At 65.0% G+C, this 17356-nt stretch carries 22 protein-coding genes; 8 read left to right on the top strand and 14 right to left on the bottom strand.

What is annotated here, in order from left to right; genetic code table 11:
* The first annotated feature begins 37 nt into the window (after positions 1-37).
* On the top strand, positions 38-1039 hold the full coding sequence (hslO, locus tag QTI66_RS14670; RefSeq protein ID WP_286560496.1) for an Hsp33 family molecular chaperone HslO: 1002 nt from the start codon (positions 38-40) through the stop codon (positions 1037-1039).
* A gap of 138 nt (positions 1040-1177) precedes the next feature.
* On the opposite strand, the gene QTI66_RS14665 is transcribed toward hslO, so the two are convergent.
* From QTI66_RS14665 to pyrG, 7 genes are all read right to left on the bottom strand, one after another.
* The gene (locus QTI66_RS14665) at positions 1178-1516 is read right to left on the bottom strand and encodes a cell envelope biogenesis protein TolA (protein ID WP_286560495.1); all 339 of its coding nucleotides are present in this window, start codon (positions 1514-1516) and stop codon (positions 1178-1180) included.
* 65 nt (positions 1517-1581) lie between these two features.
* Positions 1582-2205 carry a P-loop NTPase family protein gene (locus QTI66_RS14660; RefSeq protein ID WP_286560494.1) on the bottom strand — a complete coding sequence of 208 codons (624 nt, stop codon included), beginning with the start codon at positions 2203-2205 and terminating at the stop codon, positions 1582-1584.
* The gene (locus tag QTI66_RS14655; RefSeq protein ID WP_286560493.1) at positions 2202-2477 is read right to left on the bottom strand and encodes a septum formation initiator family protein; all 276 of its coding nucleotides are present in this window, start codon (positions 2475-2477) and stop codon (positions 2202-2204) included. Before QTI66_RS14655 ends, QTI66_RS14660 begins: the two co-directional genes overlap by 4 nt.
* A 24-nt stretch (positions 2478-2501) precedes the next feature.
* Positions 2502-3785 (bottom strand): phosphopyruvate hydratase, encoded by a 1284-nt coding sequence (gene eno, locus QTI66_RS14650; protein ID WP_286560492.1) that lies wholly within the window; start codon positions 3783-3785, stop codon positions 2502-2504.
* 265 nt (positions 3786-4050) lie between these two features.
* A complete protein-coding gene (locus tag QTI66_RS14645) occupies positions 4051-4341 on the bottom strand; it encodes a DUF1330 domain-containing protein (RefSeq protein ID WP_286560491.1) in 291 nt (96 codons plus the stop codon).
* Positions 4342-4343: 2 nt separating this feature from the next.
* A complete protein-coding gene (kdsA, locus tag QTI66_RS14640; protein WP_286560490.1) occupies positions 4344-5201 on the bottom strand; it encodes a 3-deoxy-8-phosphooctulonate synthase in 858 nt (285 codons plus the stop codon).
* The gene (pyrG, locus tag QTI66_RS14635) at positions 5198-6871 is read right to left on the bottom strand and encodes a CTP synthase (RefSeq protein WP_286560489.1); all 1674 of its coding nucleotides are present in this window, start codon (positions 6869-6871) and stop codon (positions 5198-5200) included. Before pyrG ends, kdsA begins: the two co-directional genes overlap by 4 nt.
* A 103-nt stretch (positions 6872-6974) precedes the next feature.
* On the opposite strand from pyrG, the gene coaBC reads away from it, so the two are divergent.
* The 4 genes from coaBC to QTI66_RS14615 all read left to right on the top strand — a co-directional run bounded on the left by coaBC (position 6975) and on the right by QTI66_RS14615 (position 9661).
* Positions 6975-8201: a bifunctional phosphopantothenoylcysteine decarboxylase/phosphopantothenate--cysteine ligase CoaBC gene (gene coaBC / locus QTI66_RS14630; RefSeq protein ID WP_286560488.1), complete on the top strand. Its 1227-nt coding sequence runs from the start codon at positions 6975-6977 to the stop codon at positions 8199-8201.
* Positions 8198-8521 (top strand): hypothetical protein, encoded by a 324-nt coding sequence (locus tag QTI66_RS14625; protein WP_286560487.1) that lies wholly within the window; start codon positions 8198-8200, stop codon positions 8519-8521. Before coaBC ends, QTI66_RS14625 begins: the two co-directional genes overlap by 4 nt.
* Complete coding sequence (dut, locus tag QTI66_RS14620; protein WP_286560486.1) at positions 8518-8964, top strand: dUTP diphosphatase; 447 nt, start codon at positions 8518-8520, stop codon at positions 8962-8964. The genes QTI66_RS14625 and dut overlap by 4 nt, the downstream gene beginning before the upstream one ends.
* A 190-nt stretch (positions 8965-9154) precedes the next feature.
* Positions 9155-9661, top strand: a complete 507-nt coding sequence (locus QTI66_RS14615) for a glycine zipper 2TM domain-containing protein (protein ID WP_286560484.1) — start codon at positions 9155-9157, stop codon at positions 9659-9661.
* A 72-nt stretch (positions 9662-9733) separates the two neighbouring features.
* On the opposite strand, the gene QTI66_RS14610 is transcribed toward QTI66_RS14615, so the two are convergent.
* Positions 9734-10258 carry an FKBP-type peptidyl-prolyl cis-trans isomerase gene (locus QTI66_RS14610; protein WP_286560483.1) on the bottom strand — a complete coding sequence of 175 codons (525 nt, stop codon included), beginning with the start codon at positions 10256-10258 and terminating at the stop codon, positions 9734-9736.
* 16 nt (positions 10259-10274) lie between these two features.
* Between QTI66_RS14610 and QTI66_RS14605 the strand changes: the two genes are divergently transcribed.
* The 3 genes from QTI66_RS14605 to QTI66_RS14595 all read left to right on the top strand — a co-directional run bounded on the left by QTI66_RS14605 (position 10275) and on the right by QTI66_RS14595 (position 12294).
* Positions 10275-11414: a JmjC domain-containing protein gene (locus QTI66_RS14605; protein WP_286560482.1), complete on the top strand. Its 1140-nt coding sequence runs from the start codon at positions 10275-10277 to the stop codon at positions 11412-11414.
* On the top strand, positions 11404-11907 hold the full coding sequence (locus QTI66_RS14600; RefSeq protein ID WP_286560481.1) for a hypothetical protein: 504 nt from the start codon (positions 11404-11406) through the stop codon (positions 11905-11907). The genes QTI66_RS14605 and QTI66_RS14600 overlap by 11 nt, the downstream gene beginning before the upstream one ends.
* A 90-nt stretch (positions 11908-11997) precedes the next feature.
* Positions 11998-12294, top strand: a complete 297-nt coding sequence (locus QTI66_RS14595; protein WP_286560480.1) for a hypothetical protein — start codon at positions 11998-12000, stop codon at positions 12292-12294.
* A 99-nt stretch (positions 12295-12393) separates the two neighbouring features.
* Here QTI66_RS14595 and QTI66_RS14590 read toward each other — a convergent pair whose 3' ends face one another.
* The 6 genes from QTI66_RS14590 to QTI66_RS14565 all read right to left on the bottom strand — a co-directional run bounded on the left by QTI66_RS14590 (position 12394) and on the right by QTI66_RS14565 (position 17316).
* A complete protein-coding gene (locus QTI66_RS14590; protein ID WP_286560479.1) occupies positions 12394-13170 on the bottom strand; it encodes an MBL fold metallo-hydrolase in 777 nt (258 codons plus the stop codon).
* A gap of 12 nt (positions 13171-13182) precedes the next feature.
* Positions 13183-14271: an NlpB/DapX family lipoprotein gene (gene bamC, locus QTI66_RS14585; protein WP_286560478.1), complete on the bottom strand. Its 1089-nt coding sequence runs from the start codon at positions 14269-14271 to the stop codon at positions 13183-13185.
* A 121-nt stretch (positions 14272-14392) separates the two neighbouring features.
* Positions 14393-15283, bottom strand: coding sequence for a 4-hydroxy-tetrahydrodipicolinate synthase (gene dapA, locus QTI66_RS14580; protein WP_444815000.1), 891 nt, complete (start codon positions 15281-15283; stop codon positions 14393-14395).
* A 108-nt stretch (positions 15284-15391) separates the two neighbouring features.
* The gene (locus QTI66_RS14575) at positions 15392-15940 is read right to left on the bottom strand and encodes a class I SAM-dependent methyltransferase (RefSeq protein WP_286560477.1); all 549 of its coding nucleotides are present in this window, start codon (positions 15938-15940) and stop codon (positions 15392-15394) included.
* Positions 15937-16077: a hypothetical protein gene (locus QTI66_RS14570; RefSeq protein ID WP_286560476.1), complete on the bottom strand. Its 141-nt coding sequence runs from the start codon at positions 16075-16077 to the stop codon at positions 15937-15939. Before QTI66_RS14570 ends, QTI66_RS14575 begins: the two co-directional genes overlap by 4 nt.
* A 12-nt stretch (positions 16078-16089) precedes the next feature.
* Positions 16090-17316 (bottom strand): MFS transporter, encoded by a 1227-nt coding sequence (locus tag QTI66_RS14565; protein WP_286560475.1) that lies wholly within the window; start codon positions 17314-17316, stop codon positions 16090-16092.
* Between the last annotated feature and the right edge of the window lie 40 nt (positions 17317-17356).

The following is a 17356-nucleotide window of genomic DNA, read 5'->3' as shown; positions in this document are numbered from 1 at the left end:
GAAGCCGGTTGCGGTCCCATCCCCGAGGAAACCTGTTTTGAGCGAGCTCCATAAATTCCTGTTCGACGGCCTGCCGGTGCGCGGCATGATCGTGCGGCTGACCGACGCGTGGCAGGAGATCCTCGCGCGCCGCGCGTCGAACACCACCACAGGCGCCTATGCGCCGCCGGTGGCCGAACTGCTGGGCGAAATGACGGCCGCTGCCGCGCTCATGCAGGCCAACATCAAGTTCAATGGCTCGCTCATCCTGCAGATTTTTGGCGATGGCCCTGTCAAGGTGGCCGTGGCGGAAGCCAAGGCCGACCTGAGCGTGCGTGCCACCGCGAGCGTGACCGGCGTGGTGCCCGCCGATGCGCGGCTGCCGGACATGGTCAACGTGCACAACAAGGGCCGCTGCGCCATCACGCTGGAACCGGGTGAGCGCGTGCCGGGCCAGCAGCCCTATCAGGGCGTCGTTCCGTTGTTCGACGACCGGCGCGAGCCGCTGCAAAAGCTCAGCGACGTGCTGCAGCACTACATGCTGCAAAGCGAGCAGCTCGACACGACGCTGGTGCTGGCGGCCGATGAAAACGTGGCTGCAGGCCTGCTGATCCAGCGCTTGCCCACCAAGGGCATTGCCAACCTGGCCGGTGCGGCGGAAGGCGCGCAGGAGCGCACCGCGCATGAAGACCAGATCGGCCGCAACGAGGACTACAACCGGATTTCGATCCTTGCCTCCAGCCTCACGCGCGACGAACTGCTGACGCTGGATGTCGAGACCATCCTGCGGCGCTTGTTCTGGGAAGAAAAACTCCTGCGCTTCGAGCCGCAGACCGGCTTGCTCGGACCGCACTTCCGCTGCACCTGCAGTCGCGAGCGCGTGGCGGGAATGATCCGCGGCCTCGGCGTTCAGGAGGCTGAGGAAATTCTCGCGGAACGTGGCGACATCGAGGTGGGCTGTGACTTCTGCGGCAAGCAATACCGCTTCGACGCGGTGGATGCGGCGCAGATCTTTACCGCGCCGACCGACCAGGTGCCGGGCAGCAATCTGGTGCAGTGAGCCGGCTGGGCGAGCCGTATTCACCGAGCAGGTTCATCGCGCCGGCTCGGCGAGCCGATCAAGCGAGCCGATCAAGCGAGCCGATCAAGCGAGACGATCGAACGAGACGATCAATCGAGGCGATTCAGCGAGCCGGATTCAGCGAGCCGGATTCAGCGGGTCGTCCGGCGTGCCGCCCTGCGTGGTGCGGCGCTTGTCCGGCCGACGCGCGTCACGCGTGCTCTTGCGCTGTTCGCCGGCGACAGCTGCCTTGTCATTGGCGACGGCGCCGCCTTCCGCGCTTTTCGGCGCGTCGCCCCCCGGGGCGCGGACTTGGCCCTGCGTCTTCGACTGCTTGCGTTTTTCGCCGGCATCCTGCGATTTGCCGACGGTGTAACCGGGCGTGCCAGGCGGCACGGCCACGCCGGGCGGGAGGTCTTGCGCGTGGGCGTAGGCGCCCAGCAGGGTGGCGATCAGGACCGCGGGGACTTTGGTCATGAGATGCTCCGGTAAGGACGAGGCGGTGAGATCACCGCGCCGTCGGCCCGGTTCCCCGCCAGCCGTCAACGACGTTTATCCAGAAGACTGGAGAACATGCGGTGCTCGCAGACCGGGTCGGAGCACTTGTCGCAAGTCCAGTTCCATTCCGTTCGCGATGTGCTTGCGTCGGCGGTGCCGGGCAGCTTCAACCGGCGCTGAACCAGGCTCCACGCCGCCTCCAGCCGGGCCGCCGCGTCACCATGCAAGACGGAGTAGCCGACACCGCCTCGCGCGAGCGCGGCGCGCAGCAGGCGGTCCGCGCTTTCACGTGCATCGTTCGGTCCGGCGGTGTCCTCGATGGTCGAGAGGAGGGTAATGGCGTGCGCGCGGTGGGCGGCGAGCGCCTGCGCGTAAAGCGACGCATCTGCAAACTGCAGCTCGCACGCCACCGCGAGGCCGAGGGCGGTGCCGTCCACGACGGCCACTGCGCCCTGGGTCGACTGATCGATTCGCGCGGTCTGCTCGCGCGCCAGGGCGGCAAGCTCCTCGCGCGTCGGCGAACGGCCTTCGCGAGGAGGCCAAGCGTGGAGAGGGTCTTCGACCAGCGTCGCAGCGACGCCCGCCTCATTCAGCCGAAGAACCAGCGCCCGCGCCAGCGTCGTCTTGCCGGTGTTGCCGGCGCCGACCAGCGCGATCGTGACGGTCAACGCGCGATCTGCACGAAGACTTCGTTGGCCTTGACCATGCCGAGTTCGGTGCGAGCCCGCTCCTCGACCATTTCAAGCCCTTCCTGCAGGTCGCGCACTTCCGATGCCAGCCGGTCATTCGCGATGGCCGCCCGCGCGTTCGACTCGCTCAGCGCGGTGAGCGCCTCCCGCTGCCGCTTGACGTCCGGCACGCTGCCGCGCCCCGTCCACAACTGGTACTGCAGGAGTACCAGCAACATCACGAGAACGATGGGGACGATGCGAGACTGCATGGGGCCGGTCCGTCAGGCGTTTGATCAGCGAAGGTTATAGAAAGCGGCGCGGCCTGGATAGCTGGCAACATCACCGAGGTCTTCCTCGATGCGCAGCAACTGGTTGTACTTGGCCATGCGGTCCGAGCGCGAGAGCGAGCCGGTCTTGATCTGGCCGGCGTTGGTGCCCACGGCGATGTCGGCAATGGTCGAGTCTTCCGTTTCGCCCGAGCGGTGCGAAATGACCGCCGTGTAGCCCGCGCGCTTGGCCATCTCGATGGCGGCGAAGGTCTCGGTCAGCGTGCCGATCTGGTTGATCTTGATCAGGATCGAGTTGGCGATGCCCTTGTCGATGCCTTCCTTCAGGATCTTGGTGTTGGTGACGAACAGGTCGTCGCCCACCAGTTGCACGCGCTTGCCCAGGCGCTCGGTCAGGTGCTTCCAGCCGTCCCAGTCGCCTTCGTGCATGCCGTCTTCGATGCTGATGATCGGGTACTTGTCGCACCAGGTGGCGAGCATGTCGGTCCAGCTCTCGGCCGACAGGCTGAGGTTTTCGCCGGACAGCACGTACTTGCCGTCCTTGTAGAACTCGCTGGCAGCGCAATCCAGGCCCAGCGCGATCTGCTCGCCGGCCGTGAAGCCTGCCTTGTCGATGGCTTCGAGGATGAGCTGGATGGCGGCTTCATGGCTTTCGACGCTGGGCGCAAAGCCGCCTTCGTCGCCCACGGCCGTGCTGATGCCGCGGTCGTGCAGGATCTTCTTGAGCGCGTGGAAGGTCTCGGCACCGTAGCGCAGCGCTTCGCGGAAGTTCGGCGCGCCCACGGGAATGATCATGAACTCCTGCAGGTCCAGGCTGTTGTTGGCGTGTGCGCCGCCGTTGATGACGTTCATCATCGGCACCGGCAATTGCATGCCGCCCATGCCGCCGAAGTAGCGGTAGAGCGGCAGGCCCGATTCCTCGGCCGCGGCGCGGGCCACGGCCATCGACACGGCCAGCATGGCGTTGGCACCCAGGCGGGCCTTGTTGTCGGTGCCGTCCAGGTCGCACAGCGTGCGGTCGAGAAAGGCCTGTTCCGAGGCGTCGAGGCCCAGCACCGATTCGGAGATTTCGGTGTTGATGTGCTCGACGGCCTTCAGCACGCCCTTGCCCAGGTAACGGCCCTTGTCGCCGTCACGCAGTTCGATGGCTTCACGCGAGCCGGTGGAAGCACCCGACGGCACGGCCGCACGGCCCATGGTGCCCGATTCGAGCAGCACGTCGCATTCGACGGTGGGGTTGCCGCGGCTGTCAAGAATTTCGCGGCCGACGATGTCTACGATTGCACTCATGATTTGGAGCTAGGTTGTGAAACTGTAAAACTGGATCAAGGCAGGCGACTGAATCGCGCAATGCTCCAGGGCTGTGTGGCGTACGAGAGGCTGGCCTGTCGTGCGCTAGGGAAATCCGGCGCAGTGGATGCGCTCCGGAATATATCCCCGCTCGGGAAACGAAAGTTCTCCGGAATGAATTTCGGCGAGATGTCGATGAGAAAGAGGCCATGCCGGCCGTCGGTCAGTTCACAGGTCGTGGCCATGACCGATCGAAGCGTCTGGTTCAGACGCCTTCGACAGCAATCATGCGCATCACGGCCGCGCCTTCCCGGGCGTCGCGCGCCTTGCGGTATTCAGGCGTCTCGTAGAAGGCCTTGGCCGCTTCGAAATTCGCAAACTTGAGCACGACGACGCGGGACGGCGACCAGTCACCCTCGAGCACTTCCACCTGCCCGCCGCGAACGCACACTTCGGCGCCATGCGCTTGCATCGCAGCCGAGGACCACTTCTTGTATTCCTCGTACTGTTGCGGATTGGTGACTTCGATGTGGGCGATGACGTAACCGCTGCTCATGTTCAGGCTCCGAAGTTGTTCTCGAGGAAGGGCGACTTCTTGGTCACGCGGTCGAGCGCGACCAGCGTTTCGAGCAGCGCCTTCATGTGCTTGAGCGGCACGGCGTTGGGGCCATCGCTCATTGCCTTGTTGGGGTCGGGATGCGTTTCCATGAACAGGCCCGAAATGCCCACGGCCACCGCCGCACGCGAGAGCACCGGCACCATCTCGCGCTGGCCACCTGAGCTGGTGCCCTGGCCGCCCGGCAACTGCACCGAGTGGGTGGCGTCGAACACCACGGGCGCACCGGTCTCGCGCATGATCGAGAGAGACCGCATGTCCGACACGAGGTTGTTGTAGCCGAAGCTCGCACCGCGCTCGCAGGCCATGAAGTTGTCGACCGGCAGGCCCTTTTCCTTCGCGGCCTCGCGTGCCTTGTCGATCACGTTCTTCATCTCGTGCGGCGCGAGGAACTGGCCCTTCTTGATGTTGACCGGCTTGCCCGACTGCGCCACGGCGCGGATGAAGTCGGTCTGGCGGCACAGGAAGGCCGGCGTCTGCAGCACGTCGACCATCTTGGCGGCTTCGGTGATGTCGTCTTCGGTGTGCACGTCGGTGAGCACCGGCAGGCCCAGCTCGCGCTTGACCTTGGCGAGAATCTCCAAGCCCTTCTCACGGCCCGGGCCCCGGAAGCTGGTGCCGGAAGTGCGGTTGGCCTTGTCGAAGCTGCTCTTGAAGATGAAGGGAATGCCCAGCGAGGCCGTGATTTCCTTCAGCGTGCCCGCCGTGTCCATCTGGAGCTGTTCGGATTCGACCACGCAGGGGCCGGCGATCAGGAAAAACGGCTTGTCCAGTCCAATGTCGAATCCGCAGAGCTTCATGCCACCACCTTCAAGGGTTGCTTGTTGTCAGCGCCCTGGTGCGCAAGCGCGGCGCTGATGAATGCGTTGAACAGGGGATGCCCGCCCCAGGGCGTGGACTTGAATTCCGGGTGGAACTGCACGCCCATGTACCAAGGGTGCGCTTCCTTGGGCAACTCGACGATTTCCGTGAGGTGCTCGCGCTGCGTGAGCGCCGAAATCACCAAACCGGCGTTGCGCAGTTCGTCCAGGTAGTTCACGTTGGCTTCGTAGCGGTGGCGATGGCGTTCGGTGACCACGTCGCCGTAGATGCTGTGCGCCAGCGTGCCAGGCACCACGTCGGAGCTTTGCGCGCCCAGGCGCATCGTGCCGCCGAGGTCTGATTGCACGCTGCGTGTCTTGATGCTGCCGTCCGCGTCTTTCCACTCGGTGATGAGCGCGATGACGGGGCAGGAAGTCTCGGCGTCGAATTCGGTGCTGTTGGCGTTCTTCAGGCCCGCCACGTTGCGCGCGTATTCGATGGTCGCGACCTGCATGCCCAGGCAGATGCCGAGGTAGGGCACCTTGGTTTCGCGGGCATAACGGGCTGCGCAGATCTTGCCTTCCACGCCGCGCTGGCCGAAGCCGCCGGGCACCAGGATGGCGTCGTACTTCGACAGGCGCGACACGTTGTCGGGCTGGATGGTTTCAGAGTCGATGTACTCGATCTTCACGCGCGCATGGTTCTTCATGCCGGCGTGGCGCAGCGCTTCGTTGAGCGACTTGTAGCTGTCCGACAGGTCGACGTACTTGCCGACCATGGCGATGGTGACTTCCTTTTGCGGATGCTCGACTTCGTAGACCAGGTCGTCCCAGCGCTGGAGCTTGGCGGGCGGCGTGTTCAGGCGCAGCTTGTCGCAGATCAGGCCGTCCAGGCCCTGTTCGTGCAGCATGCGGGGCACCTTGTAGATGGTGTCCACGTCCCACATGGAGATCACGCCCCATTCGGGCACGTTGGAAAACAGCGAGATCTTGGCGCGTTCGTCCTCGGGAATCGGCCGGTCGGCGCGGCACAGCAGCGCGTCGGCCTGGATACCGATCTCGCGCAGCTTTTGCGCGGTGTGCTGGGTCGGCTTGGTCTTCAATTCGCCGGCTGCGGCAATCCAGGGCACGTAGGTCAGGTGCACGAAGGCGGCCTGGTTCGGGCCCATGCGCAGGCTCATCTGGCGCACGGCTTCGAGGAAAGGCAGCGATTCGATGTCGCCCACCGTGCCGCCGATTTCGACGATGGCCACGTCCACTTCATGCGGCGTGCCGATGCCGGCGCCGCGCTTGACGTATTCCTGGATCTCGTTGGTGATGTGCGGAATGACCTGCACCGTCTTGCCGAGGTAGTCGCCGCGGCGCTCTTTTTCGAGCACGGTCTTGTAGATCTGGCCGGTGGTGAAGTTGTTGGCCTTGCGCATGCGCGTCGTGATGAAGCGCTCGTAGTGGCCCAGATCGAGGTCGGTTTCGGCGCCGTCGTCGGTGACGAAGACCTCGCCATGCTGGAAGGGCGACATCGTGCCCGGATCCACGTTGATGTACGGGTCCAGCTTGATGAGGGTGACTTGGAGGCCGCGCGATTCGAGGAGCGCGGCGAGAGAGGCGGATGCGATTCCCTTGCCGAGGGAAGATACGACACCACCGGTGACGAAGACGAATTTGGTCATGCCAGGTCCGAATGCGGAGATTCGGTCAGTGGGAAATTCGAATTATAGAGGCTCCAGATTCCGGGACGCGGCGAAGGGCTGTCGTCAGTACACTCCGGGCCATATGACCGATCTTGCTGGCAAACACATCGTTTTGGGCCTCACCGGAGGCGTGGCTTGCTACAAGTCAGCCGAACTATGCCGGCTGCTGGTGAAGGCAGGCGCCACGGTCCAAGTCGTCATGACGGAGTCGGCGACGCAGTTCATCACGCCTGTGACGATGCAGGCGTTGTCGGGCCGGCCGGTGTACATCTCCCAGTGGGATGTGCGTGAGCCCAACAACATGCCCCACATCAACCTGAGCCGTGAGGCCGACGCGATCGTGCTGGCGCCGTGCAGCGCGGACTTCATTGCGCGGCTGGTGCAGGGGCGGTCCGACGAGTTGCTGAGCCTGATGTGCCTCGCGCGTCCGATCGGGCGCGTGCCGCTCCTCATTGCGCCGGCCATGAACCGCGAGATGTGGTCGCACCCCGCCACCCTGCGCAACCTGGCGCAGGTGCAAGCCGACGGCGCCATTGCACTGGGCGTGGGCAGCGGCGATCAGGCCTGCGGTGAAACGGGCGACGGCCGCATGCTGGAACCCGCCGAACTGATGGAAGACATCGTGGCGCACTTCCAGCCCAAGGTGCTGGCCGGACAGCACGTGCTGGTCACGGCCGGGCCGACCTTCGAGGCACTGGACCCGATCCGGGGCATCACCAACCATTCGTCCGGAAAGATGGGCTTTTCCATCGCCCGCGCGGCGCGCGAAGCGGGCGCCGAGGTCACGCTGGTGGCGGGCCCGGTGCACCTGTCCACGCCACGGGGCGTGCGGCGCATCAACGTGCAGTCCGCGCAGGAGATGCTCGCCGCAGCAACGGCGGGTGCGGCGCAGGCCAGCATCTTCGTCGCGACCGCAGCCGTGGCCGACTGGCGACCGGCCAGCCACAGCACGCAAAAAATCAAGAAGGACGGCAGCGGCCAGCCGCCGATGCTCAGCTTCATCGAGAACCCGGACATCCTGTTGACGCTGGCGCAAAGCGAGCGCGCCAAGAGCGGCGAACTCTTCTGCGTCGGTTTCGCGGCAGAGAGCGAAAACCTCGTCGAGCACGCCAAGGCCAAGCGCGAGCGCAAGGGCATTCCGCTGCTGGTGGGCAACATCGGCCCGCTGACATTCGGGCAAGACCACAACAGTTTGCTGCTGGTGGACGAAAAGGGCGTGCGTGAGCTGCCCCGCGCGCCCAAGCAGGTGCTCGCACGCGAGCTCGTAGCCGAGATCGCGGTGCGGCTTCCCCAATGGAGGGCCAAGTGAACCCGCAATGGAACACGCCACCGAATGGAGATTTCGCAAGCTACGTTGAGCGGCTGACCGCCCGCGCGCCCGTGTTGAGCGCCCAGCAGCGCGACGACAATGCACACCAGGCGCTGGACGATACGCCCGAGAGCCCGCAGATGCAGGCGCATCGCGCCGGCAACCCGGCAACCGCGGCGCACCAGATGACGCAGCCCTCGGTCGGCAGGGTGCAGCCCATGAGCGCCGACAATCTGCTGGCACGCGGCCTTCTGGCCATCCTCACCAAACTGCGCCAATCGCTTGAGCGCAACATTCAGAACACCCCTCGAAACCGATGAGAATTGACGTCCGAATCCTTGATCCCCGCATGGCCGAGCAACTGCCAGCCTACGCCACGCCGGGCAGCGCCGGCCTCGACCTGAGGGCCTGCCTCGACGAACCCGTCACGCTGGAGCCCAACGCCTGGCAACTGGTGGGAACGGGCATTGCCATTCACCTGGCCGATCCGGGCTATGCCGCGCTGATCCTTCCGCGCTCGGGGCTCGGGCACAAGCATGGCATCGTGCTGGGCAACCTTGTGGGGCTGATCGACAGCGACTACCAGGGCGAACTCAAGGTCAGCGCGTGGAATCGCAGCGACGTGCCTTTTGTGCTCCAGCCCATGGAACGGCTGGCGCAGCTGGTGATCGTTCCGGTGGTGCAGGCGCGCTTCAACGTCGTCCCGGAATTTCCGCCCACGGAGCGGGGTGAAGGCGGCTACGGCTCGACCGGCAAGCACTGAAGATTAAGCGCAGATTAAGCAGTAGGTCGCATCCTTCACATTGTCGCTGGCGGCGCCCACAGGTAAAGCGGGGAACCGCCCGCTGGCAACCCGCGTCGAACTGGACACACTTTTCTGCAGGTCATCCTGAAGGCGCGAGGCACGTTGAGTACATAGGCCACCGCACTCAGGTGACGAGGAGCAACACATCATGAAAAACTTTTCGACCCGATTCATCTCCGTTGCCGGCTCCGTGCTGGCGCTCGCCACCCTGACCGCCTGCGTGGCCCCGGCACCGGTTTACCAGACGACCAACCGTTACCCCTACCAAGCGGCGCCATATCCCGTTGCCGCGCAACCCGCGCCCAACGTGGTCTACGGGCGCGTGGCCAACATCGAGGTGCTGCAAACCACGGCCAGCGGCGGCCCCACCAGCGGTGGTGGCGCCGTTGCAGGCGGTGTGGTCGGCGGCGTGCTGGGGCACCAGGTGGGCAGTGGTCGCGGCAACACCGCTGCGACCATTCTTGGCGCGGTGGGCGGCGCCGTTCTGGGCAATGTCATTGAAGCCAACAACAGGGCGCCGCAGGTCTATCAAAGCTACCGCGTGTCGATCCAGACGGAGCAAGGCGGCTATCGCGCGTTCGACGTCAGCAACCCGGGCGATCTGCGCGTCGGCGACCGCGTGCGCATCGACAACGGCCAGATCTCGCGCATCTGACGTCGTCGACCTGGCGTTCGCGCCAAAAGAAAAAAAGCCGGGCTTGCCCGGCTTTTGCTTTGTTGACGCCCCTCAGTGCAAGGTGTTGTTGCCCGGCTCGATGGTGTGGACCTTGAAGAAGCCGGTGCCTGCCGTTCCGCGGCCCACTTCTTCCTCCGTTGCTTCGCGCACCGAGGCGACCGTCAGGTCGAGCCGCAGCGCAATACCCGCGAGCGGATGATTACCGTCGAGCACCACGTGCTCCGGATAGATTTCCGTCACCGTGTAAAGCACGTTGCGCGGCATGTCCGCATTGACGCCGGGTGGCAGCGCCGCGCCGTCGAAGGTCATGTCTTCCTCGATGCCTTCGGGGAAGAGTGCCCGGCGTTCCAGAAAGACTAGCTCTTCGTCGAAGTCGCCGAATGCCTGTTCGGGCTCCAGGTGAAGTTGCACCTTGGCGCCGGGGCCGTGGCCCTGCAGCGCGGCTTCGATGGCATCGAAGAGGTCGTCGCCGCCTACCAGGAACTCGACGGGTGCGTCGAGTTCATCCAATATTTCGCCGAGCGTGTCTTTCAGCGTCCAGGTCAGTCCGACCACGCATTGTTCCGAGATTTCCATAAGCGAGAATTCTCCCATGGAGACCCATATGCCCTTAACGTTGCTCGGCGGATTGAGCGCCGACCAATTCATGCGCCGTTACTGGCAGAAAAAGCCGCTGCTGATTCGCGGTGCCATACCCGATATGGTGCCACCGATTGCAAAGCCCGCGCTGTTCGAACTGGCGTCCCAAGAGGGCGTCGAGTCTCGCCTCATCCAGCACGGCGCCAAAGGCTGGACGCTGCGCCACGGTCCCTTTGCGCGGCGTGCCCTGCCGGCTGCAACACAACCCGCGTGGACGCTGCTCGTGCAAGGCGTGGACCTGCATCACGAAGGCGCGCATGCGCTGCTCAAGCAGTTCCGCTTTGTGCCTGACGCGCGGCTGGATGATCTGATGATCAGCTACGCCAGCGACCAGGGCGGCGTCGGGCCGCACTTCGACAGCTATGACGTGTTCCTCCTGCAGGCCACCGGTTGCCGGCGCTGGTCCATCGGCCGTCAGCGCGACATGGCCTTGCAACAGGGCGTGCCGCTCAAGATCCTCGAACGCTTCGAGCCGGAGCAGACATTCGACCTCGAACCCGGCGACATGCTCTACCTGCCGCCGCGCTATGCGCACGACGGCGTCGCCGTCGGTGGCGATTGCATGACCTATTCGATCGGATTGCGCTCGCCCGCGCGCAACCACCTGGGCGCCGACTTGCTCGCGCGCATCGCCGAAGCGCATGCCGATGAACTCGAGCACGCCGTGATCTCCGCGCGCACGCACTATCGCGATCCGGGCCAGGCTGCAGTGGCCACGCCGGCCGCCATGCCAGCGGCTTTGCAGGCCTTTGCGCAAGAAGCCGTCGAAGCGGCATTGCGTGAACCGCACGCGGTGGAACGCGCGCTCGGCGAATCGATGACCGAGCCCAAGTCCAACGTGTGGTTCGAGTCATCCGACGTTCCCGATGAATGGCTTAAGGTCACGCTCGACCGGCGCACGCGCATGCTCTACGACGAGCGGCACATCTACATCAACGGCGAAAGTTTTCGTGCGTCGGGCCGCGACGCGAAACTCATGCGCAGCCTCGCGGACACGCGCGAATTGCAGGCACGGGAACTCGCCAGCGCGAGTGATGACGCCATCGAATTGCTGAGCGACTGGTGCGAGGCGGGGTGGTTGCGTGCCGGCTGAAGACGACGCTTCATCGCTGCCGCATGGCCGCTTCGAAGGGCCACAGGCATTTCGCGAACTCGTGCTGTCTGCACTCGAAGCAGCGGCACGCGAAGGCTGGCGCGAGATCGTCCTGAGCGACCCCGACTATGTCGACTGGCCCCTGGGCGATCGCGCGACGGCGGATGCCTTGCAGCAATGGTCGGCCGCGGGGCGCAGCATGGTCATGCTGGCCGAACGATTTGATGTGTTCGAGCGGTATCACGCACGCTTCGTGACATGGCGGCGCATGTGGGGGCACATCGTTGATTGCCGCGTGTGTCGCGGATCCGGCATGCCGCAAGTGCCCAGCGGCATCTGGACTCCTGCATGGTTTGCGCGCCGCATGGACGTTGAAAATTACAAGGGAATGAGCGGCAACGACGGCGTGAGCCGACGCGCATTGCGCGAGGCCATCGACGAATGCCTTCGACACAGCCGGGCGGGTTTTCCGACCAGTACCCTGGGCTTGTAGGCCAAACGCGCAATCACCCTTTGATACACGGGTAAACGGCGAGCCGGGTCTAGAATTTTTCTCCTTGGACATCCATTCAAAGGAGTACACATGAAGAAACACGTTCTGGTCGCCTCAGTGGTGGCGGTTGCTGCGTTGAGCGCGTGCGGAAAAAAGGAAGAAGCGGCACCCGTTGTCGTGACGCCGCCTGCGGCTGCACCGGCACCCGCGCCTGCTCCACCGACGGCGGTCGTGGTAACGCCTGCACCTGCGCCCGCGCCCGCTGCTTCGTCACCGGCACCAGCGCCCGATGCGGCTGCCGCACTGGACGAAGCGAACAAGGCGGCCGAAGCTGCGCGCAAGGCCGCTGCGGATGCTGCTGCTGCGGCCCCACCCGCCAAGCCGTAACAGCCCGTCTCTTTCGTTGTCTTTGCTCTGAATCCGAGCGACAGGCCGCCCTTCGGGGCGGCCTTGTTTATGGAAGGATGAAGATGAGCGCAAGAGACTTCACGCGTCGAGCCAGCAAGTGCCTTCGCTGGCCGTGGCAGTGAGCATGTCCTGCTCTTGTGCGCCCAGGGCTTGCGCCATCACGCGGCGCACGATCTCTGGTCGATTGTTCTGCTCGCTCAGGTGTGCAGCCACCAGATGCCGCAATCCGCCATGCAACACCGCCGCAGCAATGGCGGCGGCAGCGGCATTGGACAGGTGGCCATAGTTGCCGCCCACGCGTTGCTTCAGGAAGGGCGGATAGGCTGATCCCGCAAGCATGTCCGCGTCGTGATTGAACTCCAGCAGCAAGGCATCCAGAGCGCCGAGTCGATGGATGACATAGGGCGTTGCGTGGCCCAGGTCCGTCAGCACGCCAAGATGCCGCGCGCCATCGGTGCAGCGCAGTTGAAGCGGCTCGCGTGCGTCATGCGGCACGGTGAAGGGCTGCAGTTGCATGTCGCCGATGTCGATGGTGTCGCCATCGCGCGCAATGTGCAGACGGCCTTCGAAGTCGCGCCCGCCCGTGGCGAGCCATGTGCCTTCGCTCATCCACACCGGGATGCGATGGCGCTTGGACAAGGTGTGCGCACAACCGATGTGATCGCCATGTTCATGCGTGATGAACACCGCGTCGATGTCAGTGGGCAGGAGGCCTGCGCGTGCAAGACGCGCTTCGAGATGACGCAGCGCAAAGCCGCAGTCGATCAGGAGGCGCGTGGTGCGGCCAGCGCTGGTCGCTTCGACCAGCGTGGCATTGCCCGTGCTGCCACTGCCGAGGCTACGAAAGCGCAGCATGGCAAAGGCGAATCACTTCAGGTCGTCGGCGATGACCTGGACGATCTTCTTCGCGTTGTCGGATTTCTCGGGCGCGCCCGCTTGATCAAGCACGCTCACCACGCTGGTGTCGGCCTCGCTCTTCACGAGCACGCGCAGCTTGAGCGGCGCCTCGCCCTTGCCAGCCTGGCCGAAGGTGATGAGCTTGGCCAGGGCGCCGGGCTCCTTGCGATCCGGCGGCACGTAGCGCACGAAGTAAGTGCCGGCGGCGCGGTCGCGGTCTTCCACCGTGAAGCCGGTGCGATCCAGCGTCAGGCCCACGCGGCGCCAGGCGCGATCGAAGCCGTCGTTGATCGTGACGATGGGTTGGCCGTTGAGGTCGGACACTGTTGCGCGCTGGCGTTCCACCGGCGCGGAGCCAGAAGCCACCAACGCCTTCGATTGTTCTTGCGGAACGCCCAGCTTCACCATCAGGCGGCGCAGGAATTCGGTTTCGAGTTCGCGGTCGGCCGGGCGCGGCTGCCAGATGGTCTGGTCCTTCTGGCTGTTGGAGTAGACCTCGATCATGCCGCGGTGGCTCACGAAGACTTCGGTGCCGTTCGCCGTGCGCTCCAGGCGCGTGCGGAAACGGTCGAGTTCACCCGTGGAATACAGCGAATCCACCATCTTGCCCAGCGTGCCGCGAATGATGTCCTGCGGCAGCTTGGCGCGGTTCTCGGCCCAGTCGGTTTCCATGATGCCGAGGTTGCGCTGGTCGGTGGTCAGCAGAAAGCCGCTCTCCTGCCAGAAGTCCTTGATGGGCTCCCACAGTTGATCGGGCGAGCGGTTGACGACCAGCCAACGCTGCGTTCCCGACGTTTCCATGCGAACGTCGCCCACGACGCTCACGGCCGTTGGCGCGCCGGGTGCATTGGCGATGCCGGTCTGGAAGGCGGTGGCCGACACCGGGCCGCCAGGCACGACGTAGCGGTTGTCGCGCGACAGTTGCGTGAGATCGGGCGGCACCTCCAGCGTGGGGGCCTTGCCGGCGCTCTTGTAGTCAATCTTGTCGCTCTCCAGTGCGGAGCAGGCGGCAAGGCTGGCAACGAGGGCCAGCAATGCAAATCGCGAAAGGGTTTTCAACGTCTTCGTCCTCAGTGGAATGGCGGGTATCTCAATGGCCGTCGGTCAGGGCGCGGCAGGTATCAGAGCGAATGGCGCGCAAAAGGTTGCCGGCTTGCATGACCCGCCGCGTTCAATGGAATCAAGCCTTGAGCAGGCCGGTTTGACGCAGTGCCCCTTCGACAACGGGTCGGGCGCCTTCGGACAGTTCGGTCAGGGGCAGTCGCAGCGCACCGCCGCACAGGCCCATGCGGGCCATGGCCCACTTCACGGGAATGGGGTTGGGCTCCACGAACAGATGGCGATGCAGCGGCAGCAGTTCCATCTGGATCTGCATGGCGCGCTTCACGTCGCCTGCAATGGCCGCCACGCACAGCTCGTGCATCTTGCGCGGCGCGACGTTGGCCGTCACGCTGATGTTGCCCTGGCCGCCGCACAGCATGAGTGCCACGGCCGTGGGGTCGTCGCCGGAATAGACGGCAAAGTCTTTCGGCACATCGCGGATGAGCCATTGCGCACGCTCGATGTTGCCCGTGGCTTCCTTGATGCCGATGATGCCCGGCACCTGCGCCAGGCGCAGGACTGTTTCGTGCGCCATATCGGCCACGCTGCGGCCGGGCACGTTGTAGAGCACCGTCGGCAGGTCGCCCACCGCTTCTGCGATGGCCTTGAAATGCTGGTACTGGCCTTCTTGCGTCGGCTTGTTGTAGTAGGGCACCACTTGCAGTTGCGAATCGGCGCCCACGCCCTTGGCGAATTTGGCGAGTTCGATGGCTTCGCGGGTGGAATTGGCCCCGCAACCCGCCATGACGGGCACGCGGCCCTTGGCCTGCTCGACCGAGACGCGAATGATTTCGCAGTGTTCCTCGACGTCGACCGTCGGGGATTCACCGGTCGTGCCAACGACGCCAAGGCAGTCGGTGCCTTCTTCAATGTGCCAGTCGATGAGTCGGCGCAGGGCCGGATAGTCGACGCTGCCGTCTTCGTGCATCGGCGTGATGAGCGCGACGATGCTGCCAGTCAGTTGCTGCAAGGGAGTGTCTCTTTGGGAGGACGAAAAGTACCTATTCTAATGAACCTTGGGCACTTGACCTTGCGCGTCTCGGGTGATACGTGTTATTCGGACCCGCGGCCGGTGCGGCTACAGCAAGTGGCGCGGCGGCCCTGAAGCTTGGCTTTCGGGGCGAACGGCCGCGATTCGCTGCACGAAGCGGTCGGGATCGGGCAGGAACCCGTCTTCATAAGCCACGATGCGCAGGCCGGCGCAGGCGCGCAGGAGTTCGCCCGGCGCCAGCAGGAAGTCCGGCCGCGACGGCTTGCCCACGGTCTCGTTGCCCTGTGCAAAAGTTTCGTAGAGCAGCACGCCGCCCGGCGCGAGCGCGGCGACGACGTCGGGCAAGCGCTCGCGCCAGAGGTAATTGGTGACGACCACCGCGTCGAACGCCTTGCCGTCAAAGGGCCAAGGGCCCGACTCGATGTCCGCCAGCACGGTGCGTCCGAAAGCGCCGGCCGAGGCCAGGGCGTCGCTTGAGCGATCAACGCCGGTCGTTACAAATCCCTTGTCTGCGAACCAGCGCATGTGGCGACCGGAACCGCAGGCCACGTCGAGGACGGTGCCGCCGGGCGGCACCAAGTGCGTCCACCGGGCGATCCAGCCCGATGCGGCGAGGGCGTCGTGCGGGCCGCTCAAAAGCAGGCCCAGATTTGATCGACCAGGGTCACCAGGAAGCCGGGCCGCGTGTAGAGCACGAACACGCCCGCAAGCGCTGCTGCGGCGGCAACGAACCAGGCTGTGCGCTCGACACGGTGACGTGTGTGGCTTCGCATTTCAGCGTGTCCTCAGGCGGGCTGTGGCGTGGGCACCGGCCGCACGATGGCCGATTCGCGCACCGGCAGGTTTACCAGCGCTGCGAGCACGCCCAAGGCAATCGAGATGTACCAGACGATGTCGTAGCTCCCCGTGCGGTCGTACAGGAAGCCACCCAGCCAGACGCCCAGGAAGGAGCCGATCTGGTGGCCGAAAAAGGCAAAGCCGCTGAGCATCGACAGGTGCGCCACGCCGAAGATGTTGGCCACGATGGCGTTGGTCGGCGGCACGGTCGACAGCCACAGGAAGCCGATCACCGCCGCAAACACATAGACCGACAGCGGCGAGATCGGCGCGATGAGAAAGGCCGCAATCGCAATCGAGCGCCCGAAGTAGATGGCCGCGAGGATCTTGCGGCGCGCCAGGCGTTGGCCGAGCGAGCCGGCGATGTAGGTGCCGAACACGTTGAACAGCCCGATCAGCGCCAGCGCGTAGCTGGCCACATCGGGCGACAGGCCCTTGTCGCGCAGGTAGCTGGGCATGTGAACGCCGATGAACACCACCTGGAATCCGCAGACAAAGTAGCCCGCCATCAGCAGCCTGAAGCTCGGGTAGCGAAAGGCTTCGGAAATCGCCTGTGCGATGGTCTGGGTGCGCGGCGCGGCACCATTCGCGCCATGCTGCGGTTCGCGCAGCCCTGCCGCCAGCGGCACGATGAGGAGCGAGGCCGCCGCGAGCACCAGCAGGGCGGTCTGCCAGCCGAAATGGCCGATCAACTGGCCTTCGACCGGCACCATGAGGAACTGGCCGAAAGAGCCCGCAGCCGCTGCGACGCCCATGGCCCACGAACGCTTTTCAGCCGGAATCTGCCGCCCGATCACGCCGTAGATCACGGCGTAGGTGGTGCCGGCCTGCGCGGCGCCGATGAGCACGCCCGTGGTCAGTGCAAAGAGCAGCGGCGTCGTCGACAGCGCCATGCCCACGAGGCCCAGGGCATAGACGACCGCGCCGATCACCAGCACCTTCGATGCACCCAGCTTGTCGGCCAGCATGCCCGCGAAGATGCCCATCACGCCCCACGACAGGTTCTGGATGGCCAGCGCCAGCGAGAAGGTTTGCCGTGACCAGTCCTGCGCCTGCGTGATCGGTTGCAGCCACAGGCCGAAGCCGTGGCGGATGCCCATTGAAAGGGTGACGATCATGGCGCCGCAAAGCAGCACCTGCTTGAGGCTGAGGGCTTGGCCGGTGGTGGAACGCATGCCGGCCAATGTACCCAAAAGCCCCTCAGGCCGCGGCCTG

This window comes from Variovorax brevis (genome assembly GCF_030317105.1).
In the GTDB taxonomy this organism is placed as follows: domain Bacteria; phylum Pseudomonadota; class Gammaproteobacteria; order Burkholderiales; family Burkholderiaceae_C; genus Variovorax; species Variovorax brevis.
Note: the sequence above shows the minus strand (reverse complement) of the source record. Positions and strands in the feature narration are given on the sequence as shown.

Coding starts and splice junctions, on each gene's coding strand:
- QTI66_RS14645 (WP_286560491.1), bottom strand. CDS start 4,341: ATGAGCAGCGGTTACGTCATCGCCCACATCGAAGTCACCAATCCGCAA.
- QTI66_RS14655 (WP_286560493.1), bottom strand. CDS start 2,477: ATGCAGTCTCGCATCGTCCCCATCGTTCTCGTGATGTTGCTGGTACTC.
- QTI66_RS14595 (WP_286560480.1), top strand. CDS start 11,998: ATGAAGAAACACGTTCTGGTCGCCTCAGTGGTGGCGGTTGCTGCGTTG.
- QTI66_RS14610 (WP_286560483.1), bottom strand. CDS start 10,258: ATGGAAATCTCGGAACAATGCGTGGTCGGACTGACCTGGACGCTGAAA.
- QTI66_RS14615 (WP_286560484.1), top strand. CDS start 9,155: ATGAAAAACTTTTCGACCCGATTCATCTCCGTTGCCGGCTCCGTGCTG.
- QTI66_RS14665 (WP_286560495.1), bottom strand. CDS start 1,516: ATGACCAAAGTCCCCGCGGTCCTGATCGCCACCCTGCTGGGCGCCTAC.
- coaBC (WP_286560488.1), top strand. CDS start 6,975: ATGACCGATCTTGCTGGCAAACACATCGTTTTGGGCCTCACCGGAGGC.
- QTI66_RS14565 (WP_286560475.1), bottom strand. CDS start 17,316: ATGCGTTCCACCACCGGCCAAGCCCTCAGCCTCAAGCAGGTGCTGCTT.
- dut (WP_286560486.1), top strand. CDS start 8,518: ATGAGAATTGACGTCCGAATCCTTGATCCCCGCATGGCCGAGCAACTG.
- QTI66_RS14605 (WP_286560482.1), top strand. CDS start 10,275: ATGGAGACCCATATGCCCTTAACGTTGCTCGGCGGATTGAGCGCCGAC.
- eno (WP_286560492.1), bottom strand. CDS start 3,785: ATGAGTGCAATCGTAGACATCGTCGGCCGCGAAATTCTTGACAGCCGC.
- QTI66_RS14570 (WP_286560476.1), bottom strand. CDS start 16,077: ATGCGAAGCCACACACGTCACCGTGTCGAGCGCACAGCCTGGTTCGTT.
- kdsA (WP_286560490.1), bottom strand. CDS start 5,201: ATGAAGCTCTGCGGATTCGACATTGGACTGGACAAGCCGTTTTTCCTG.
- QTI66_RS14590 (WP_286560479.1), bottom strand. CDS start 13,170: ATGCTGCGCTTTCGTAGCCTCGGCAGTGGCAGCACGGGCAATGCCACG.
- pyrG (WP_286560489.1), bottom strand. CDS start 6,871: ATGACCAAATTCGTCTTCGTCACCGGTGGTGTCGTATCTTCCCTCGGC.